The sequence below is a fragment of the Candidatus Poriferisodalis sp. genome (genome assembly GCF_965237655.1).
In the GTDB taxonomy this organism is placed as follows: Bacteria; Actinomycetota; Acidimicrobiia; order Acidimicrobiales; family Poriferisodalaceae; genus Poriferisodalis.
This window is the reverse complement of record NZ_CBDEGB010000001.1, coordinates 675,579-693,070: the sequence shown is the minus strand read 5'-3', so window position 1 is coordinate 693,070 and position 17,492 is coordinate 675,579. Positions and strand designations below refer to the sequence as shown.

16 protein-coding genes are annotated in these 17,492 nt (G+C 66.2%); 9 read left to right on the top strand and 7 right to left on the bottom strand.

Features of this window, described 5'->3' with window-relative positions; translation table 11 throughout:
- The first annotated feature begins 22 nt into the window (after positions 1-22).
- Positions 23-1,681 carry a choline dehydrogenase gene (gene betA / locus ACPXYO_RS03365; protein WP_423916641.1) on the top strand — a complete coding sequence of 553 codons (1,659 nt, stop codon included), beginning with the start codon at positions 23-25 and terminating at the stop codon, positions 1,679-1,681.
- Here the strand turns inward: betA and ACPXYO_RS03360 are convergent.
- Positions 1,648-2,325 carry a TetR/AcrR family transcriptional regulator gene (locus tag ACPXYO_RS03360; protein WP_423916638.1) on the bottom strand — a complete coding sequence of 226 codons (678 nt, stop codon included), beginning with the start codon at positions 2,323-2,325 and terminating at the stop codon, positions 1,648-1,650. The two genes, betA and ACPXYO_RS03360, sit on opposite strands and share 34 nt — an antisense overlap.
- Positions 2,326-2,393: 68 nt before the next feature.
- Here ACPXYO_RS03360 and ACPXYO_RS03355 point away from each other — a divergent pair, with 68 nt between their 5' ends.
- From ACPXYO_RS03355 to ACPXYO_RS03345, 3 genes are all read left to right on the top strand, one after another.
- On the top strand, positions 2,394-3,422 hold the full coding sequence (locus tag ACPXYO_RS03355; RefSeq protein WP_423916636.1) for a quaternary amine ABC transporter ATP-binding protein: 1,029 nt from the start codon (positions 2,394-2,396) through the stop codon (positions 3,420-3,422).
- Entirely contained in the window at positions 3,419-5,398 is a 1,980-nt protein-coding gene (locus tag ACPXYO_RS03350; RefSeq protein WP_423916634.1) for an ABC transporter permease, read from the top strand. The genes ACPXYO_RS03355 and ACPXYO_RS03350 overlap by 4 nt, the downstream gene beginning before the upstream one ends.
- Before the next feature lie 97 nt (positions 5,399-5,495).
- Complete coding sequence (locus ACPXYO_RS03345; protein WP_423916633.1) at positions 5,496-6,302, top strand: hypothetical protein; 807 nt, start codon at positions 5,496-5,498, stop codon at positions 6,300-6,302.
- Here the strand turns inward: ACPXYO_RS03345 and ACPXYO_RS03340 are convergent.
- Positions 6,280-7,467 (bottom strand): MFS transporter, encoded by a 1,188-nt coding sequence (locus ACPXYO_RS03340; protein ID WP_423916631.1) that lies wholly within the window; start codon positions 7,465-7,467, stop codon positions 6,280-6,282. The genes ACPXYO_RS03345 and ACPXYO_RS03340 overlap by 23 nt on opposite strands.
- A 102-nt stretch (positions 7,468-7,569) precedes the next feature.
- Here ACPXYO_RS03340 and ACPXYO_RS03335 point away from each other — a divergent pair, with 102 nt between their 5' ends.
- The 4 genes from ACPXYO_RS03335 to ACPXYO_RS03320 are packed head-to-tail and all read left to right on the top strand — an operon-like array spanning position 7,570 to position 9,283.
- Complete coding sequence (locus tag ACPXYO_RS03335; RefSeq protein ID WP_423916630.1) at positions 7,570-7,842, top strand: type II toxin-antitoxin system Phd/YefM family antitoxin; 273 nt, start codon at positions 7,570-7,572, stop codon at positions 7,840-7,842.
- On the top strand, positions 7,842-8,240 hold the full coding sequence (locus ACPXYO_RS03330) for a type II toxin-antitoxin system VapC family toxin (RefSeq protein ID WP_423916628.1): 399 nt from the start codon (positions 7,842-7,844) through the stop codon (positions 8,238-8,240). The genes ACPXYO_RS03335 and ACPXYO_RS03330 overlap by 1 nt, the downstream gene beginning before the upstream one ends.
- 15 nt (positions 8,241-8,255) lie before the next feature.
- On the top strand, positions 8,256-8,924 hold the full coding sequence (locus tag ACPXYO_RS03325) for a hypothetical protein (protein ID WP_423918663.1): 669 nt from the start codon (positions 8,256-8,258) through the stop codon (positions 8,922-8,924).
- Entirely contained in the window at positions 8,855-9,283 is a 429-nt protein-coding gene (locus ACPXYO_RS03320; RefSeq protein WP_423916626.1) for a hypothetical protein, read from the top strand. Before ACPXYO_RS03325 ends, ACPXYO_RS03320 begins: the two co-directional genes overlap by 70 nt.
- Before the next feature lie 17 nt (positions 9,284-9,300).
- Here the strand turns inward: ACPXYO_RS03320 and ACPXYO_RS03315 are convergent, their stop codons facing one another.
- The 4 genes from ACPXYO_RS03315 to ACPXYO_RS03300 all read right to left on the bottom strand — a co-directional run bounded on the left by ACPXYO_RS03315 (position 9,301) and on the right by ACPXYO_RS03300 (position 14,505).
- Positions 9,301-11,421, bottom strand: a complete 2,121-nt coding sequence (locus ACPXYO_RS03315; protein ID WP_423916624.1) for a sodium-translocating pyrophosphatase — start codon at positions 11,419-11,421, stop codon at positions 9,301-9,303.
- Between the two features lie 64 nt (positions 11,422-11,485).
- Positions 11,486-12,877 (bottom strand): Na+/H+ antiporter NhaA, encoded by a 1,392-nt coding sequence (gene nhaA / locus ACPXYO_RS03310; RefSeq protein ID WP_423916622.1) that lies wholly within the window; start codon positions 12,875-12,877, stop codon positions 11,486-11,488.
- Between the two features lie 77 nt (positions 12,878-12,954).
- The gene (locus ACPXYO_RS03305; RefSeq protein ID WP_423916620.1) at positions 12,955-13,323 is read right to left on the bottom strand and encodes an STAS domain-containing protein; all 369 of its coding nucleotides are present in this window, start codon (positions 13,321-13,323) and stop codon (positions 12,955-12,957) included.
- Positions 13,324-13,380: 57 nt separating this feature from the next.
- Entirely contained in the window at positions 13,381-14,505 is a 1,125-nt protein-coding gene (locus tag ACPXYO_RS03300) for an LLM class flavin-dependent oxidoreductase (RefSeq protein ID WP_423916619.1), read from the bottom strand.
- 166 nt (positions 14,506-14,671) lie between these two features.
- On the opposite strand from ACPXYO_RS03300, the gene ACPXYO_RS03295 reads away from it, so the two are divergent.
- Positions 14,672-15,388, top strand: coding sequence for a TetR/AcrR family transcriptional regulator (locus ACPXYO_RS03295; protein ID WP_423916617.1), 717 nt, complete (start codon positions 14,672-14,674; stop codon positions 15,386-15,388).
- Between the two features lie 3 nt (positions 15,389-15,391).
- Here ACPXYO_RS03295 and ACPXYO_RS03290 read toward each other — a convergent pair whose 3' ends face one another.
- Positions 15,392-17,428, bottom strand: coding sequence for a hypothetical protein (locus tag ACPXYO_RS03290; protein ID WP_423916616.1), 2,037 nt, complete (start codon positions 17,426-17,428; stop codon positions 15,392-15,394).
- Between the last annotated feature and the right edge of the window lie 64 nt (positions 17,429-17,492).

The window sequence follows — 17,492 nt, the reverse complement described above, 5'->3', positions numbered from 1 at the left end:
CACATCATGAACAATGCGGTCCATGGAAGATTCTGTGTATGACTTCGTGATCGTCGGCGGCGGATCGGCTGGCTGCGCGCTCGCCAATCGGCTGAGTGCGGACCCCAGCACCAAAGTGCTCGTGCTCGAGGCCGGACGCCGGGACTATCGCTGGGACGTGCTCATCCACATGCCTGCGGCGCTGGCAATGCCGATCGGCAACCGCTTCTACGACTGGCAGTACGAAACCGAGCCGGAACCGCACATGAGCGGTCGGCGGGTGTACCACGCTCGCGGCAAGGTGCTCGGGGGCTCCAGCTCCATCAACGGGATGATCTTCCAGCGGGGCAATCCCGCCGACTACGACAAGTGGGCCAGCCAGCCCGGCATGGCGGCGTGGGACTACCGGCACTGCCTGCCGTACTTCAAGCGGATGGAAACGTGCCTGGCGGGCACCGACGAGTGGCGCGGCGGCGATGGCCCGCTGGTGCTCGAACGGGGTCCGGCGACGAGCCCGCTGTTCGAGGCGTTCTTCGAGGCCGCGCAGCAAGCCGGTTACGAACTGACCGATGACGTGAACGGCTTTCGCCAAGAGGGCTTCGCTGCGTTTGACCGGAATATTCACCGCGGCCGGCGGCTGTCTGCGGCACGGGCGTACCTGCATCCAGTGATGGACCGCCCGAATCTGGAACTCCGCACCGGTGCGCTGATCGGCCAGGTGCGCTTCGACGGGAACCGGGCGACGGGGGTTGCCTACCGCCGGCGGGGCCGCCAGCGTGTCGCCCGCGCAGGGCACGTGATCCTGTGCGCGGGCGCATTCGGCTCGGCACAGCTGCTGCAGCTGTCAGGCGTCGGTCCTGCGGCGCTGCTCAGCCAGCACGGCATCGAGGTTGTCTCCCGGCTGGAGGGAGTCGGCGAGAATCTTCAGGATCACCTCGAGGTCTATATCCAGTACGCCTCGAAACTGCCGGTCTCGATGCAGCCGAATCTCCAACGCTGGCGCCGGCCGTGGATCGGGCTGCAATGGCTGGCACGGCGGGGACCGGGGGCAACGAATCACTTCGAGGCCGGGGGCTTCGTCCGCAGCAACACGGACGAGGCCTATCCGAACCTGATGTTCCACTTCTTGCCGCTGGCCGTGCGCTACGACGGCTCGGCACCGGTCAGCAAGCACGGCTACCAGGTCCATGTGGGGCCGATGTACTCCGATGCCCGCGGCTGGGTGCGCATCAGCTCGCGTGACCCAGCTGCGAAGCCGGCGATCCGGTTCAACTACCTGTCCACCGCCCAGGATCGGCGAGAGTGGGTCGAGACCGTGCGGGTGACGCGCCACATCATGAACCAGCCGGCCTTCAAGGCGTACAACGATTGCGAGCTGTCGCCCGGCCCGACCACCCAGACGGACGACGAGATCATGGACTGGGTGGCACGCGATGCGGAGACGGCATTGCATCCCGCAGGCACGGCGCGGCTCGGCACGGACGATTTGGCCGTCACCGAACCCGCAACGATGGGTGTGCGGGGCACCTCGGGTCTCAGCGTCGTGGATGCCTCGGTCATGCCGACGGTCACGAATGGCAACATCTACGCGCCGGTCATGATGATCGCCGAGAAGGCCGCCGACCTGCTGCTCGGCAACGTGGCGCTCGCGCCGCTGGATGTGCCCGTCTATGGTGCCGAGCCGACCTCGCTGCCATCGTGATCGGAGATCATCGCCGAGACCAGATCGAGCACTTCGTGGCGCTCAGCTTTGGTCGGCGGGGCGAGTCCGAACAGGTCGATGAGCCACAGGCCGTCACCCACGATGCGTGCGAGCAGCCCAGTGGTCTCCGCCAGCCTGTCGTTGCGCATGAGGCGCTCCTGCCAGCGCTCGAACGTTGCGCGGGTGTTCGCGAGCAGCTCGTCGTCGAGCGCAGCAGCCGCCAGGATCGACGCCGAGGTGTCATCAGCTGCCTTGTACGGCTCGCGCACATAGTCGAGGTACGCGAGCGCGAACGTGCCCCGGGCAGCGGGGTCAGCGGCACGGAACCTGGCCTCGCGGATGTCCAGCTCGTCGTCGAGGACTGCGAGCGTTGCGTCCAACAGGCCGGCCATGAGGGCGTCCTTCGAACCGAAGTGGTAAAGGAAGCCGCCTTTGCTGACACCTGCTGCCATCGCGACTCGATCGAGCGTGAGGTTGGCGGCTCCGTCGGTTCGGATGACCTCGATGGCGGCCTGCAGGATTCGCTCGCGGGTCTGCACGGCGCGTTCCTGCACCGGGCCCGATCGCGATCCGACCCCTTCGGCGGTCGGCGCCGAGGTTGCGCCGCCGACGGTTGTCGCATCACGGGGGCGAGATCGTGCCACAGTCAGCACAGCGTATCGACACGCCGAACCCGTCCGGCTGGACGGTAACGCGGCCAGCGGAGGCGCCCATGGATCGAATCGTCGCGGTCAGTGGTCTCTGGAAGATCTTCGGCAAGAAAGTCGATACAGCGCGCGAGTTGGCCTCCGCAGGCGCGCAGCGAGAGCAGATCCAGTCCGAGACAGGCTGCCTCGTGGCGGTACGCGACGTGAGCTTCGAGGTGTCCGCCGGCGAGACATTCGTGGTCATGGGCCTGTCAGGCTCCGGCAAGTCCACCCTGGTGCGCTGCATGTCGCGCCTCATCGAGCCCACCTACGGCGATATGGAGGTGTGCGGAACGGTGCTGGCCGACGCCGGCGAGGCCGAATTGCGCGAGCTGCGCCGGAGCAAGATGGCCATGGTCTTCCAGCACTTCGGCTTGTTCCCCCACCGGCGGGTCGTCGACAACGTTGCGTACGGGCTTGAGGTCCAGGGCGTCGGGCGTGACGAGCGCCATGAGCGGGCACGGGAGGTGCTGGCCACCGTGGGCCTCGACGGCTGGGGCGACCACTATCCGCAGCAGCTCAGCGGCGGGATGCAGCAACGCGTCGGGCTGGCGCGGGCCCTTGCTGTCGAGCCCGAAGTGCTGTTCTTCGATGAACCGTTCTCGGCGCTCGACCCGCTCATCCGGCGAGACATGCAGGACGAGCTAGTGGCCCTGCAGCACGAGCTGCAGCGCACGATCGTGTTCATCACGCACGATTTCGCCGAAGCGCTCCGCCTCGCGGACCGGATCGCGATCATGAGGGACGGGGCGTTCACCCAAGTCGGCACGCCGCTCGAGATCCTGACGCAGCCGGCGGACGGCTACGTCCGGGCATTCACGCAGGACGCGCCGATCGCGAAAGTGCTTCCGGCAAGCTCGCTGATGCGACCGCTAGGCGACTCCGTGGCCCCCGACGACTGGCCGCGCACCACCGAGACGGCCACGCTCGAAACGGCGCTGCCGCACCTGCTGTCCGAGCACCGACCCGTTTTGGTGTGCAACACCGCTGGCGACCCCGTTGGGGTACTGCACCAGGATGACGTGGCAGCCATCTTGGAACGAAACTTGCGATGAGCCAGACGGCCGAGGCCGGCGCGCCTGCGGGAGCTGCAACGCCGTCCGATCGGCGGCGATCGCCGGTCGCGGTCGGCATGGCCGCAGCGTCGGTAGCTCTCGTGATCGTCGGCTTCGCCGCCTCAGTGGGGGCCTTCCCAGAGTCATGGAATCTCGGGCTGGCCGACCCGATCGATCGAACCCGGCGCTGGCTCATCAACAACCAGACCTCGCACTGGCTGTACTCGGTGCTGCTGAACCCCGTCACCGATCTGGCCGACGCCGGCATCCGGCGACTCGAAGCGATCCTGCGGTGGTTCCCGTGGTACGTGTACCCGATCTTCTGCGGCCTCGGTCTGTGGCGTGTGCGCGGCCGGGTGGCTGGGGCACTCGGCTTCTGCGGCGTGGTGCTCATCGGCATGGTGGAGCTGTGGCAGCAGGGCTTCGCCACGCTCGCGCTGATGGGCGTGGCGGTATTCCTGTCGTTGCTGGCGGGCATCCCGCTGGGCATCACCGCATGGCGTAACGACCGGTTCGCAAGCGTGCTGCGTCCCACGCTCGACGCCATGCAGACCATGCCCGGGTTCGTCTACCTCATCCCGTTCGTGCTGCTGTTCGGCATCGGGCGGGTGCCCGCGCTGATTGCGACGGTCATCTTCGCCCTGCCGCCAGTGGTACGGCTGACCGACGTCGGGCTGCGCAACGTGCCCCACCCGATGGTCGAGGCGTCGGAGATGTTCGGTGCGACCGAGCCTCAGACGCTGCGCCTGGTGCAGATCCCTGCCGCCCGCCCTGCCATCTTGGCCGGTGTCAACCAGACGACGATGCTGGCGATGAGCATGGTGGTGATCGCCGCCTTCATCGGGTCCGGAGGTCTCGGCCAGGACGTGCTGCGAGCCATGCGCGACATCGACGTCGGCGAGGCCTCGGAGGCAGGCATCGCGATCGTCATCATGGCGATCATCCTGGACCGCTTCTCTCGAGGCGTGGCAACCCTGGGTGAACGCGGCCGCGGCCACGGAACCATCGCCTCGCGGGCTGCCGATCTGCAGGCAATCCGCTGGCTGGCTGTGGCAGCGGCACTGGTGGCAGTGGTCGGCGGGCTCGTCGGCCACAACGAGTTCCCCGAGTGGTTGCACTGGCACTTCTCGCCCTACGTGAATGACATCACGGCGTGGGCCCGCGACAACCTCTACGACATCGGCTCGTCGGGCATTGGCACCGGGCCGCTCAGCGACTTCATCACCTTGTACATGGTGACGCCGCTGCGCGAGCTGCTCTCATCACAGATCCCGTGGCCGGCGATGATCGGCCTCGGCGTGTTGGCGGGCCTGATGGCGCGCGGCGTGACGCTGGGTCTGGGCATTGGCATCGCGATGTTCGGCATCGGTTGGTTGGGCATGTGGGAGCTGTCGATGGACACGCTGGCCCAGACGGTGGTGGCGGTGGTGGCCACGTTGGCGACCGGCGTTCCGCTGGGCATCTGGGCCTCGCACAGCGACCGGTTCCAGAAGCTGGCAGATCCGGTGCTGGACTTCCTGCAGACGATTCCCAGCTTCGTGCTGCTGGTGCCGGTCATCACGCTGTTCCACGTGGGGCGCATCCCGGGCATCATCGCCTCGGTGGTGTACGCGCTGCCGTCTGCGGTGCACTACACCGATCTCGGTCTCCGGCGAGTGCCAGCAGAGGTTCATGAGGCTGCAACCAGTTTTGGCGCGACCCGCGGGCAGCGTTTGCGCCGCGTCGAGCTGCCGCTGGCTGCGCCCGAGCTGATGGTGGCGGTCAACCAGGTGATCCTGCTGGTGCTGGCCATGGTGGTGATCGCCGGGCTGGTCGGCGGTGGCGGGCTCGGTCTCGAGACCGTGAACGCACTGCGCCGCAGCGACGCCGTGGGGCGCGGCTTCGAGGCCGGCATCGCGATCGTCCTGCTGGCCGGCATCCTCGACCGCCTCACCCGCGGCGTGGCCGACCGCCTCCGACCGCCTCCGGCGGTTTGATCCCGCCGCTGCTGGGCCCGGCTGCGGCGGTCGCGTCGGAGCTGACCGCTCTGATCACCGTCGTTCGAAGACAGATGCCGTGGTTACGGTGGGCGTAATGACTGGCTTCGCCCGGTTTCGCTCAGCTCTTCGCACCTCGGTCGGATGGCACCGACGAGCCGTGACGGCCATGGCCGTCATTGCGCTCGCGCTCGTCGCGGCCGGTTGCGTCAAAGTCAACGTGGACTTCGCCGTGAATGACGACGGATCGGGATCGTTTTCGCAGAAGATCGCACTCGCCGAGCCGGTGATCGAACTCATGGCTGGAACGGGCCAGTTCGAGACACGAGCACAGGCCTGCGACAGCTTCATCGCGGAATCCGAGGCAAACGAGTCGGCCCTCGACTTCAGCACTGCCGGGATTGACACTTCGGACCTCGACAGCATCGTCCTGGTGTTCGAGAACGTGAACTCCGACAGCGAATGCAGCACGACGCAGGTCTTCTCGTGGAGCGCCGCTCAATACAGCGCGCTCCGCGAGGTCATGACCGTGGGCGACGGGCCCCAGATCATGCAGCTCGATGATGGTTGGCGTTTCGAGCTCAGCTCCAGCATCATGAGCCAAGGTCCCTCCGAGGATGAGTCCGCGCAGCTCTTCTCGCTGGGCCTGGACCCGCCGACAGCCGTCATTTCGGTGACGCTCCCGGGCGAACCGCTCGAGCACAACGCCGACTCAGCAGCCGGCTCGACATTCACTTGGGAATTCGATCTGACGGACCCACAGAGCGCCCCCGAGACGTTCTTTGCCCAGACCGGACTCAGCAGCGGCGGGTTCGGGCCCGAGGCGATCGCTGGGATCATCGTCGGAGCCGTGGTGCTGCTGCTCGCGCTCGTGGCCCTGCTCAGGCGACGTAGCGGGAACTAGGGCCGAGGCGGGATGCGAGCACCACGGCGGCGAGTGCGAGCGGCAGCTGCCACGACAACGCCACCCGGATGTCGCCGGTGAAGTCGCCCAGGATTCCCACGGCGGGTTTGGCAACGGCGGTCATCAAGCCGGAGACGCCGAAGACCACTCCGATGCCTGCACCTGTCTGAGTCGGCGGCGCCAGCCGGCTGGCCATCGCCAGCGACACCGGGAACAGGCTGAACATGCAAAAGGAGATGCCGCCGATGGCGATGAGCGAAAGCGCGCCGCCGGTGAGCGCGAACAGCGCCACGAACAGCGAAGTTCCGGCAGCGGCGATGACCAGCACCATGCGGCCTCCGGCTCGATCGAAGGCCAAGCCCCCCAGCGGTTGAGCGACGACGCCGACCAGCAGGATGACGGTCAGGATCACGCCGGCATCGTTGGTGTCCCAACCCTCGTCGACGAGCATCTTCACCGAGAAGTTGATGAAGCTCATGCCCACCATGGCCACTGCCCCGAACGACATCGCCAGCACGAGCAGCGGTTTGTTGAAGGCACCGCGCAGCCGTACCGCCGGCGCGGCCGGAATCTCGCGAAGTCGCCATTGCAGGGTCGCGGCCGCGATCACCATCGGTATGGCCAGCGCCACCATGGTCAGCCTCCAGTTCAGGACCGAGACCGCCAGCACCACCGCCGCCGGTGCCGCGAAGTGCCCGAACGAACCGCCCCAGCCGTGGATGCCCAACATGCGCCCGCGCTTGCCGGGGTAAGCCGAGACGATGAACGCCGTGGCCTGCGGGTGGTAGGTAGCGCCTCCGAGACCGCAGAACAGGCTCAGCACAACGATCAACCAGAAGCTCGGCGATGCTGCCATGCCCAGGAACCCCACCGCACCGATCACAAAGCCGAAGACCAAGATCCACCGCCGACGACCCCGGCGGTCGGCCTCGCCGCCCACCACCGGCGAGAGCACACCCGTCAGAAGGGTGAACGCGAACGACAGCACGCCGAGGTCCGTGTAGCTCAAGCCGAACTCGTCGGCCAGGGCGGGGAGGAACGCAGGGAGCACCGTCACGTAAAAGTCGTTGATGGCATGCACCCCAACCAGAACTGTCAGCACAGTCCGGGGCTGGACGACAACCTCATCGGCCGCTAGGTGCCGCTCCGCTGCTGATTCGCGCACGACAGCGGACGCTACGCCACTGGACGGCGGCATGTGCCAATGCGTGACGCAAGTGTCGAAATTGTGCTTCTTGTAGTCACATCACGTTGCTAACGTGACTACATGAGCACTGACATCGGGATTCGCGAGCTGAAGGCGCACCTGTCGGAGTGCATACGGCGGGCCGCCGACGGCGAGCGCATCATCGTCACTGATCGCGGCCGCCCCGTGGCGCAACTCACAGCCCTGGACGACATGGCACGCATCGAACAGGGCGTCGCCGAAGGCTGGATCACCCCTGCGAAAGGGCGTGGGAGGCTCGGACCGGCACGACCCATTCCCCCCACTTCTGGGCTCACTATCGCTGAGGTGTTCGATGAGGACCGTGGTGACTGATGCTCTACGTGGAATCCAGCGCACTCGTGAAGCGTTACATCACCGAGCGGGACTCTGACATCGCCATTCGGTTCATGGATGCTGAACCGCTGCTGTTCACCTCACGTCTCACCGAGATCGAAGTACGACGCAACCTCGCGCGTCTGATCGGTGGGAGGGACCTTCTGACAAAGCGCCAAGAATTCCAAGACGATCTTGCAGCATTCGAAATCGTCGAACTTGATGACACCGCGTTTGACGATGCAGGTCGTATCGCAGAGGACACGCTGTGCCGGTCACTCGACGCACTGCATCTCGCGGCGGCACGTCGCGCCAGTCCCTCGGCGACGGTGCTCACGTTCGACCAGCGTCAAGCTCGCGCCGCCCGAGCGATCGGTCTCGCCGTCATCGGCGCCTGAACCGCCAGCCTTGCAATTCGCCCGGGCACCGAGACAACCACCTGTAACTGGAGTTGTATCAACCCGGACGCCCGTTTCACCCAAGGCCTCTGCACACCGGCCGCAGCCGCTCGCTTCGTCGGCATGAGCCCGAGCACGTTTCGTTACTGGTCCCACGGCTATCGACGGACCTTCCCTAACCGCCCAGCAGTCGTGATGGGTCCTGTCATCTCTGCCGTGCCTGATGGCCGGAGTCGCCGTGTGCCGTTTGTAGGACTCGTCGAAGCGACCGTCGTTCAAGCGTTTCGAAGCACTGGGCTGTCGCTGCAGAAGATCCGCCAAGCTCTCGAGGTGCTGACGCATCAGGGCGAACTCCGTAACGCCCTGGCATCTCAGCAGCTCTACACCGATGGAGCCGAGATTCTGTACGACTACGCCAACGACCATGAAGAGCCGCTGCTTCGGCTGCTGACTGTCGTTGGCACCGGTCAACGGGTCTTTCATGAGGTGCTCGACGAGTATCTGCAGCGGAGCGCCCTTGTCCGCGGTGAGGTCGAGAGCCAAGGCCGGGGAACCGATCAAGTCGATCGCACGCGACTACGACGTCCCGACGGAGGACATTTCGGAAGCCCTCGATGCCATCTGGCCGGAAGCGGCAGCAGCCTGAGATACCACTGCCGACCTTCTTCCTGGACCGGGGAGTAGGCCGGCATGTAGTAGCAGACACGGTTCGAGCCCGAGGCTGCGTGGCGCTGCCCATGGCGGACGTCTATCCAAGTGGAACGGACCAGCGGGTGTCTGACAACGAGTGGATCATGCGCGCGGGACACGAGGGACGGGTACCGATCACCAAGGACTATTCGATCATTCGTGACCACGCCCACGACCTGCGGACGTCAGGGTTACGGGTCTTCGCGTTCAACAATGCCAGCATTTCGGGCCACGAAATGGCGGAACGACTGGACCGTCACTTCAACCGCATCTTGCAGCGGGCGGCGAAGCCTGGGCCATACGTCTACGTGATCGGGAAGGACGGGTTGGAACTCCGCTGGCCGAGGGATTGACCGGACCCCTTCGGCGGTTAGATAAAGGCGGGGACGAAGACCAGGCTGACGATGGTCATCACCTTGATGAGAATGTTCATCGCCGGGCCTGAAGTGTCCTTGAAGGGGTCGCCGATGGTGTCGCCGACCACGGCCGCCGCGTGTGCATCGGTGCCTTTGCCGCCGTGGGCGCCCGCCTCGATGTACTTCTTGGCGTTGTCCCAGGCGCCGCCCGAGTTCGCCATGTAGATGGCAATGAGGAACCCGGTCACCACCGCACCTGCCAGGAACCCGCCGAGTGCGTTCACGTCGATGAAGCCGATGACGAGCGGCAGCACGACCGCCAGGCCGCCCGGCAGCAGCATCTCGCGCAGCGCCGCCTGGGTGGAGATGTCCACGCAGCGGCGGCTGTCGGGTTTCACGCCGGGCTCGCCCTCGCGCAGGCCCGGGATCTCGGCGAACTGCCGGCGGACTTCCACGATCATCGCCTGCGCCGCCCGGCCGACCGAGGACATGGTGAGCGCCGCAAAGATGAATGGGGTCATGGCGCCCAGGAACAGGCCGATCGTGACCGCAGTGTCGTTGATGTCCAGGAAAACCTGATCGCCGGCGGTCAGGCTGAACGACTTGAACAGCGCCAGTGCTGTGACAGCGGCCGAGCCGACGGCGAAGCCCTTGGCTACCGCCGCAGTGGTATTGCCCAGCGAATCGAGGCTGTCGGTGACGCTGCGCACTTCGGGTGGCAGTTGAGCCATCTCCGCGATGCCGCCCGCGTTATCGGCGATGGGGCCGTAGGCGTCCACGGCCACGATCACGCCGGTCACTGACAGCATGCCGATGGCTGCCAACGCCACGCCGTACAGCCCGATCTCGTTGCCGGCGTCACCGAAAGCCATCCCGCCGAACCAGTACGACAGGCCGATCATCGTCACCACGAGCGCGACTGCGGGCAGCGTGGAGAGCTTGCCCTGTGCAATGCCCTCGATCGCGACGGTGGCTGGGCCCGTCTCGGACTGCTTCGCGATGCCCTTCACGGGCCTGTAGTGCTCGGAGGTGAAGTACTCCGAGGTGAAGCCGATGGCCCAACCGCCGAGCAGTCCGACGATGATGGTCAGCGCCAGGAAGATCGGGGCGCTGAGTTCGGGGGCATCGGCGCCGACGCCGAAGGTCGGGTTACCGCTGAACAGCACCAGTGTGCCGACAATGGCGAACACCACCGTGAGCGCCATCGCCACGTACTGACCGGTGTGCAATTGCCCCGACAGGCTGCGGCCCTCGCGGCCGCGCACGAAGAGTGCGCCGACGATCGAGGCGATCATGCCGAGCGCTCCGATCAGGATCGGGTACATGAGGAGCGCTTCGGCATCGCCGAAGTTGGGGGCCAAGCTGTCGCCCTCGAGGAAGACCGGCACCAGCAGCGAGGCGAGCACCACGGGCGCCACGATCGACCCGGCGTAGGACTCGAACAGGTCGGCTCCCATGCCGGCCACGTCGCCTACGTTGTCGCCGACTGCATCGGCGATGGTGGCGGGATTGCGGGGGTCGTCCTCGGGAATGCCGGCCTCGACTTTGCCCACGAGGTCGCCGCCGATGTCAGCGGCCTTGGTGTAGATGCCGCCGCCGATACGGGCGAACAGCGCGATCGAGCTGGCGCCCAATCCGAACGCGGCCACCACCTGGAAGGCCTGGTCGACGCCCAGCCACTTCACCCACAACAAGTAGTTGAACGAGATGCCCAGCAGCGCCAGGCCGGCCACGCTGAAGCCCATGACGGCCCCGCCCTTGAACGCCAGCGGCAGCGCCTTGGCGGCCCCTTGGCGGGCCGCGTTGGCCGTGCGGGTGTTGGCCGCCGTGGCGATGCGCATGCCGACAAAGCCCGCAACCGACGACAGCACCGCACCCATGAGGTAGGCGAAGCTCGCCGCCGGGCGACCGTCGATCGGCACCACGAGCAGCAGCACGAACATGGCGGCCACGAAGACCGAGACCCACTTGTACTCCCGGCGCAGGAACGCCATGGCGCCCTCGCGAATGGCGCCGCCGATCTCGCGCATCAGATCGGTGCCTTGGTCCGCCCTCAGCACGACCTTGGCGAAGTAGTAGGCCAGCAGCAGCGCCAGCCCGGAGGCGATCAGGGCCAAGTACGGAACAGCAGTCACATGGACCTCACGGTGTCGCGTCGGGCTTGGGGCAACGAGGGGGATCGAAGCACGGAGAGCGAGGTTAGCTATTGGCGGCTGGAGACTCTGGCGGCACGCTGCCGTCGCTGAGCATGCCGGGCGGCGCCTCGTCGGGGTGATCGCCTGCCTTGCCCGACAGAGCCAACAAGACGAGTGCCGCAATGCCGGCGCATGCGGATGCGAACAGGATGCCGATCTTGGCGAGATTGGTGATGTCGCCGTTCTCGAACGCCAAGCCCGTGATAAAGATCGACACGGTGAACCCGATGCCTGCCGCGAAGCCCATGCCGATGAACTGCGGCCAGTTCATTCCCTCGGGCAGGTTGAATCCGAAGCGGGTCGCCACCCAGGTGAACACTGTGATCCCCACCGGCTTGCCGATGACCAGGCCCGCCACCACGCCCCAGGTCACCGGCGAACCCGCAGCATCGGAGATCGTGTCGCCCGACAACGGCACGCCAGCGTTCGCGAGGGCGAACAGCGGCACGATGAGAAATGCCGTGAACGGGTGGAACAGCGTCTCCAGCCGTTCGGTCATCGGCACTGATTCCTGCACCAGGAACGATGCCTGGTGGACTTGCTCGATGCTGGGACGTTCCGGCAGATCGTCCACCACGTTCTGGGCCAGCCCCCGGCCGAGCAGCGGCCTCGCGGGCGTCAACAGGCCCAGCGCCACCCCGGCGATCGTGGCGTGCACGCCCGATTCCAAGGTGGCGTACCACACCACCAGGCCGATCACCCAGTAGACCTCGAGTGCCCAGACCTTCATCACCGTCAGCAGCCTGATGACCACCAGGAGCGCAACGGCGAACAGCAGCCACCTGAGGTTCAGGTCGCTCGTGTAGAAGATGGCAATCACGGCAATGGCGCCAATGTCGTCGACGATGGCCAGCGTCAGCAAGAACAGCTTGAGCATCGGCGGAATCCGCGAGCCCAGCAGCGCCACCACGCCCACAGCGAAGGCGATGTCGGTGGCCATCGGGATGCCCCACCCAGAGGCCGCTTCGCCGGACGGATTCAGCATGAAGTACAGCAACGCCGGCACGACCATCCCGCCGATGGCGGCAATCGCCGGCAGCGTCGCGGCTCGCACGCTGGCGAGGTAGCCAGTAACCAGCTCCCGCTTGATCTCCAGGCCGACCACGAAGAAGAACAACGCCATGAGCGCGTCGTTCACGAATTCCTCGAACGTCAGCGGGTGCAGCTGAACGCTGCCGATCATGATGTCGATGTGGGTGTGCCAGAAGTCGAAGTACGTATCGCTCGCGGATGAATTCGCCCAGATGAGCGCTGCCGCGGTCGCCAGCAACAACAGCACGCTGCCGGCCACCTCGCGGTGGACGAACTTCAGGATTGGCCGCGCCAGAAAGCGGGCAAGCCGGCTGTCTCCGCCTGCGAAGGTCTCCCGCTGGTGCAGGTACTCCGGTCCAGCCATACGGGCGCTCAGGATACGGCCGCCGCGACGGGGGCCTTGCCGCTGATCGGCCCCAATGGCGTGTCGTTTGCCGATGCTCAGCCGGCCGAAAGACGTCGCATGGCGTCCTGCAGCCCGGCGGCCACGTCGAAGAGCGGCTCGACGCCGGTGTCGGCCAGCGTGGCGCCGATTTCAGGGGTCGTGACGACCAGCAACAGACTGCCCCCAGCGCCCTGACAGCGCCGCTGAGCGTCGAGCAGCACGCCGAGGACCACTGGTGCCAGCACGTCCACATCGGACAGGTCGATGATGAGCCTCGGTGGCGATCCCGCGGCGGCCAGCGCCGAACGCACGGCACTGTCCAATGACCCAATGGCCCCCAGATCGAGTTCGCCACGCGGGGTCACGACGACGGCACCTGAACCGTCTGGCGCGGTGACTGTGCGCTGGGAGATGCCCGAGATCACTGCAGCCCCCGATGCCGCCGGACCAGGGGCGGCTGGGTCATGGGCCCTCGGTCCAGCTCACGCAAAGCGAGGCATCACCTTGTCGCTGATGAGTTCGAGCGACGAGTTGATCTGGTCGGCGGAGTGGATGCCCTGGGGAACCAGGAAGAAGGCCTCGTCGATGCCGAGCAGTGTCTGCGCTTGCTCGATCTGGCGGCTGATCGTGTCGGGGCTGCCGACGAGCCGCAACGGCATGCCCTGGCCGAACTGGATGGCCCACTCGTTCCAGAACCACTCCATGTCGGCGAACTGGCGCCAGGCCTCTTCGTCGGTGGGCGCGCACACCGCCACACCGCCCCAGCCGCACTCGTGCCCGCGGGGCTTCTCGACGCCGTGGCGAGCCGCCTCTTCCCGGTACGCCTTCCAGAGCGCCTCGCAAAAGTCCATCTTGTCGCTCAGCACGATCGGCGTGCCGCCATATCGGGCCCAAAACACGGCCGAGCTCATCGACATCGTGAACCCGCCGTACAGGGGAGGGTGCGGCGACTGTAGCGGGCGTGGCGCGATGCCGACCTCGTGAATGGTCATGTCGGCATCGACACCGGCGCCGTAGTCGGAATACACGGTGTGGGTGTGCGGGTTGAGGTTGTCGTTGGGGAAGCGCCAGAATTCGCCCTCGTAGGAGAACGTGTCGCTTCGGAGCGCAGTCAGCACCACCTCGACGAACTCTTCGAAGAACCGGCGGTTGTACTCGTCGTCATGGGTGCCACGGTTCCACTTGCCGACCGCGGCCAGATCGGGACGGATCTTGAGCTGGTCCACCCAGCGGTGCTGGTAGCCGCGCACCACGCCGAAGCAGAGCCGCCCGCCCGTCATGTGGTCGAGGGTTGCCACCTGCTCCGCCACCCGGAGCGGGTTGTGCGTAGTCGACACGTACCCGCAGGCAATCGGGCGCAGCCGGGTGGTGTGCTGGGCAATCCAGCTGGCCATCAGATTCAAGTCGTTGGAGATCTCGAAACCCTCGATCTGCAGGTGGTGCTCAGGGTGGCCGAAGCCGTACCAGCCGGCCTCGTCGGCGAAGCGTGCGATCTCGGCAATCTCGCCGAGCATGCGCTGGTAGTAGTCGTTGTTGAGTCCTGCGAGGCCGGCTTCCAACTCGTGGCGGCGGCCGATCGTGCAATACATGAACAAGCTGAACTTCACCCCGACCCCCCGTCGGCTCGACCCGCAGCCGCCTAGTACGACTACTTCGCGGAGTGTAGGTGAGCACACTTCGGCACGGTCCGGCGGAGCCCCTGAAGGTGTCAAGACACTGCTGCACGTTCTGCCACTGCATGAACGCACGTTCAGGACTAGGTTCTCCAACGGCATGGACAGCACCGAGGCAGCCACGGGCAGCTCGGCCGAGGCGGATCCCGCAGACAGCACCGTTGCCGCTGAAGCCGATGAGAACGGCAGCAACGGCAACGGCAACGGCAACGGCCGGCGAATCCGCAAAGGCGAGCGCAGCCGGATGCGCATTCTGGATGCTGCCGCGCGCCTGCTCTCGTGCCACGGCTACGCCGCCACCACGCTGACCGACATCGCCGGCGCCGCCGAGATGCAGGCCGGCAGCCTCTACTACCACTTCGACTCGAAAGACGCGATCGTCGAAGAGGTGCTGCGTGTCGGCATCGACCACGCCCGCGAGGCCATCGATGCAGCACTGGAGGCGCTCGGCCCTGATGCCTCGGGCTCCGATCGGCTGGCCGAGACCATCGTGGCCTACGTGAACTGCATCGTGGCCGAGAGCAGCTTCACGGTCGCCAACATCCGCTGCTTCAACGAGTCGCCGCCGCAGACGCGCCAGAGCCTGGCGGTGCCGCTGCGCGAATTCGCGAACCTCTGGGTGGGGCTGATCTCCGAAGGCCAAGCCGACGGCTCGCTGCGTGCCGACACCAACGCCAAGGTCCTCGCCAGACTGATGATCTCGGGTCTCAACTCGCTCGCGAGTTGGTACCGCCCCAGCGGCGAACTCCGCCTCGAGGACCTAGCCCGCCAATTCGCCGACATGGTCCTCACCGGCCTCACCCCCGCAAACGACTAAGCGCTACATCCGCCCGCTGGTGACGAGTCGCCGTCGGTGCTCCAGGAAGTCGACCAGCACGTAATCACCCAGGTTTTGGGGGCTGGTGAAGAAGGCCCGCCCGCCGTTCATCTCGGTCATCTTTTCCACGAATGCCCGCAGGTAGCTGTTCGGGTCGAGCATGAACACGTTGATGCGGATGTCCTCGCGGGTTGCCCGGGTCACCTCCAGCAGCGTGGCCTCGATGGTCTCGCGCACCGGCGGGTAGGCGAAGAATGGCCGGCCGTCACGGGCGAGGTGGGCGGTCGGTTCGCCGTCGGTGATCATGATGATCTGCTTCGAACCGGTCTGGCGGGCCAGCAGGCGCCGGGCAATCATGAAGCCGTGCTGCATGTTGGTGCCGTAGGCGAAATCCCACGACACCTCCGGCAACTGGGCGGCCGTCAGCTCCTTGGCCGATTCTGCGAAGCCCACGATCCCCAGGTAGTCGCGCGGGAACTGCGTCGAGATCAGCGAGTGCAGCGCCATCGTGACCTTCTTGGCCGGCAGGAAGTTGTCGCGCATCGGCATCGACAGCGACAGGTCCAGCATCAGCACAGTTGAGGCTCGCGAAAGCAACTCAGAGCGCTCGATCTCGAAGTCGTCCGGCGTGAGCCGCACCGGCGTGCCGGTTCCCTGCCGGGAGACAGCATTGCGCACGGTTCGCTCGATGTTCAGGTTGAACGTGTCGCCGAACTCGTACGGCTTGGTCTCGTAGGCGAACTCGTGGCCGACCCCGGACTTGCGCACCTGGTGGCTGCCCACCTTGTCGTCCATCAGGCGGTTGAACAGGTCGCCGAGCGCGTTCTGCCCGATGCGGCGAAGCGCCCGCGGCGTCAGCTCCAAACGGCCCTCAGTGTGCTGCGCAAGGCCTGACTCCTCGAGCATGCGGGCCATTTCGCTGAGTCGTTCCAGCGCCTCGGCGGACTGGTTGCCCAGCAGCTCGCGGACCCGCTCGGGATCAACTTCGGCCAGTGCCGACGGGCTGACAGCGCCCTGCAGCATCTCCGACAGCGCGTCCAGATCGCCGAGCTGGCCCATCACGTCGGCCGCCTGGGACATCGAGAGCGGATCATCGCCGCCGAACTGGTAGTTGCGGTCCCAACCCATGTCGGGAAACGCCTGCTGGAGGTTCTGCGCGAGCTGTTGGGCCTGCCACTGCAGGTCCATGTCGTCCATGAGCTGAGCGGCCAGGTCGGCCAGTTGCTGTCGCTGGGCCGGGGTCATCGAGTTCAGCATCGAAGCCATGGCTGCCATGCGCTTGGCCATGATTTCGAGCAGCTCGTCGAGCGACTGGGGATTCTCGGGGAAGAAGTCGCCGTAGCGGTCCATGAAACCCTCGAAGTCGGGCTCCTCGCCACGGGCACGCTGTTCGAGCATCTGGTTGAGCTCGGCCATCATGTCCTTGGTGCGGGCCAGGTCTTCGGGGCTCATGTTGCCCATCGCGCCGGTCATCTGATCGAAGTAGCTCTGGGCAACCTCCTGGCGCAGCCGCTCTACCAACTCGTTGAATTGCTCGCGGGCCTCGGGGGAGACGAAGTCGTAGTTCTGCAGGCCCCGCATCTTCCCGGCCAGGTCGGGCGGCAGCATGTCGAGTTGCAGGTTGCGCTCAGCAGCGCTGGTCTGGGCGATCTCGTTGCGACGATCGTCGCCGCTGTCGGCGGCGTCCTGCGCGAACTCCTCCAGTGCCTCGCGCTCGGCGTCGGTGATCTCGTCGAGCTCACGGGCGATGTCGTCGTACACCCCGCCAAGGTCGAACTGCTCGAGCATCTCGGAGCGACGTTCACGCAGGCGTTCGATCATCTCGCGCAGGCCTTCGAGCCGGTTGCCCTCGGCGTCGGTGAAGCCCTGCTGCATGAGCCGGCGCAGGGCGGCGTTCAAATCGCCGTGATACAGCAGGTCGTCGGTCATCTCGGCGAACAAGCTGTCCGCGTCGAAGTCGAAGCCGGTCTGGGTGCCGTCCCATGCGGAATAGCGGAAGCGGGTGCCCTCGCGGCGGGCCCGGCGCCAACGGATCTTCATGGGTCCACTGTCCTTGCTCCGTCGGCCGCCCCTGCCGCCAGGCGCCTCGGGAATCGAACGCGCA

Excerpts from the sequence above, each read along its gene's own strand:
- ACPXYO_RS03320 (WP_423916626.1), top strand. The coding sequence starts at position 8,855 with ATGCCATCTGGCCGGAAGCGGCAGCAGCCTGAGATACCACTGCCGACC.
- ACPXYO_RS03345 (WP_423916633.1), top strand. The coding sequence starts at position 5,496 with ATGACTGGCTTCGCCCGGTTTCGCTCAGCTCTTCGCACCTCGGTCGGA.
- nhaA (WP_423916622.1), bottom strand. The coding sequence starts at position 12,877 with ATGGCTGGACCGGAGTACCTGCACCAGCGGGAGACCTTCGCAGGCGGA.
- ACPXYO_RS03330 (WP_423916628.1), top strand. The coding sequence starts at position 7,842 with ATGCTCTACGTGGAATCCAGCGCACTCGTGAAGCGTTACATCACCGAG.
- ACPXYO_RS03355 (WP_423916636.1), top strand. The coding sequence starts at position 2,394 with ATGGATCGAATCGTCGCGGTCAGTGGTCTCTGGAAGATCTTCGGCAAG.
- ACPXYO_RS03350 (WP_423916634.1), top strand. The coding sequence starts at position 3,419 with ATGAGCCAGACGGCCGAGGCCGGCGCGCCTGCGGGAGCTGCAACGCCG.
- ACPXYO_RS03290 (WP_423916616.1), bottom strand. The coding sequence starts at position 17,428 with ATGAAGATCCGTTGGCGCCGGGCCCGCCGCGAGGGCACCCGCTTCCGC.
- ACPXYO_RS03295 (WP_423916617.1), top strand. The coding sequence starts at position 14,672 with ATGGACAGCACCGAGGCAGCCACGGGCAGCTCGGCCGAGGCGGATCCC.
- ACPXYO_RS03335 (WP_423916630.1), top strand. The coding sequence starts at position 7,570 with ATGAGCACTGACATCGGGATTCGCGAGCTGAAGGCGCACCTGTCGGAG.
- betA (WP_423916641.1), top strand. The coding sequence starts at position 23 with ATGGAAGATTCTGTGTATGACTTCGTGATCGTCGGCGGCGGATCGGCT.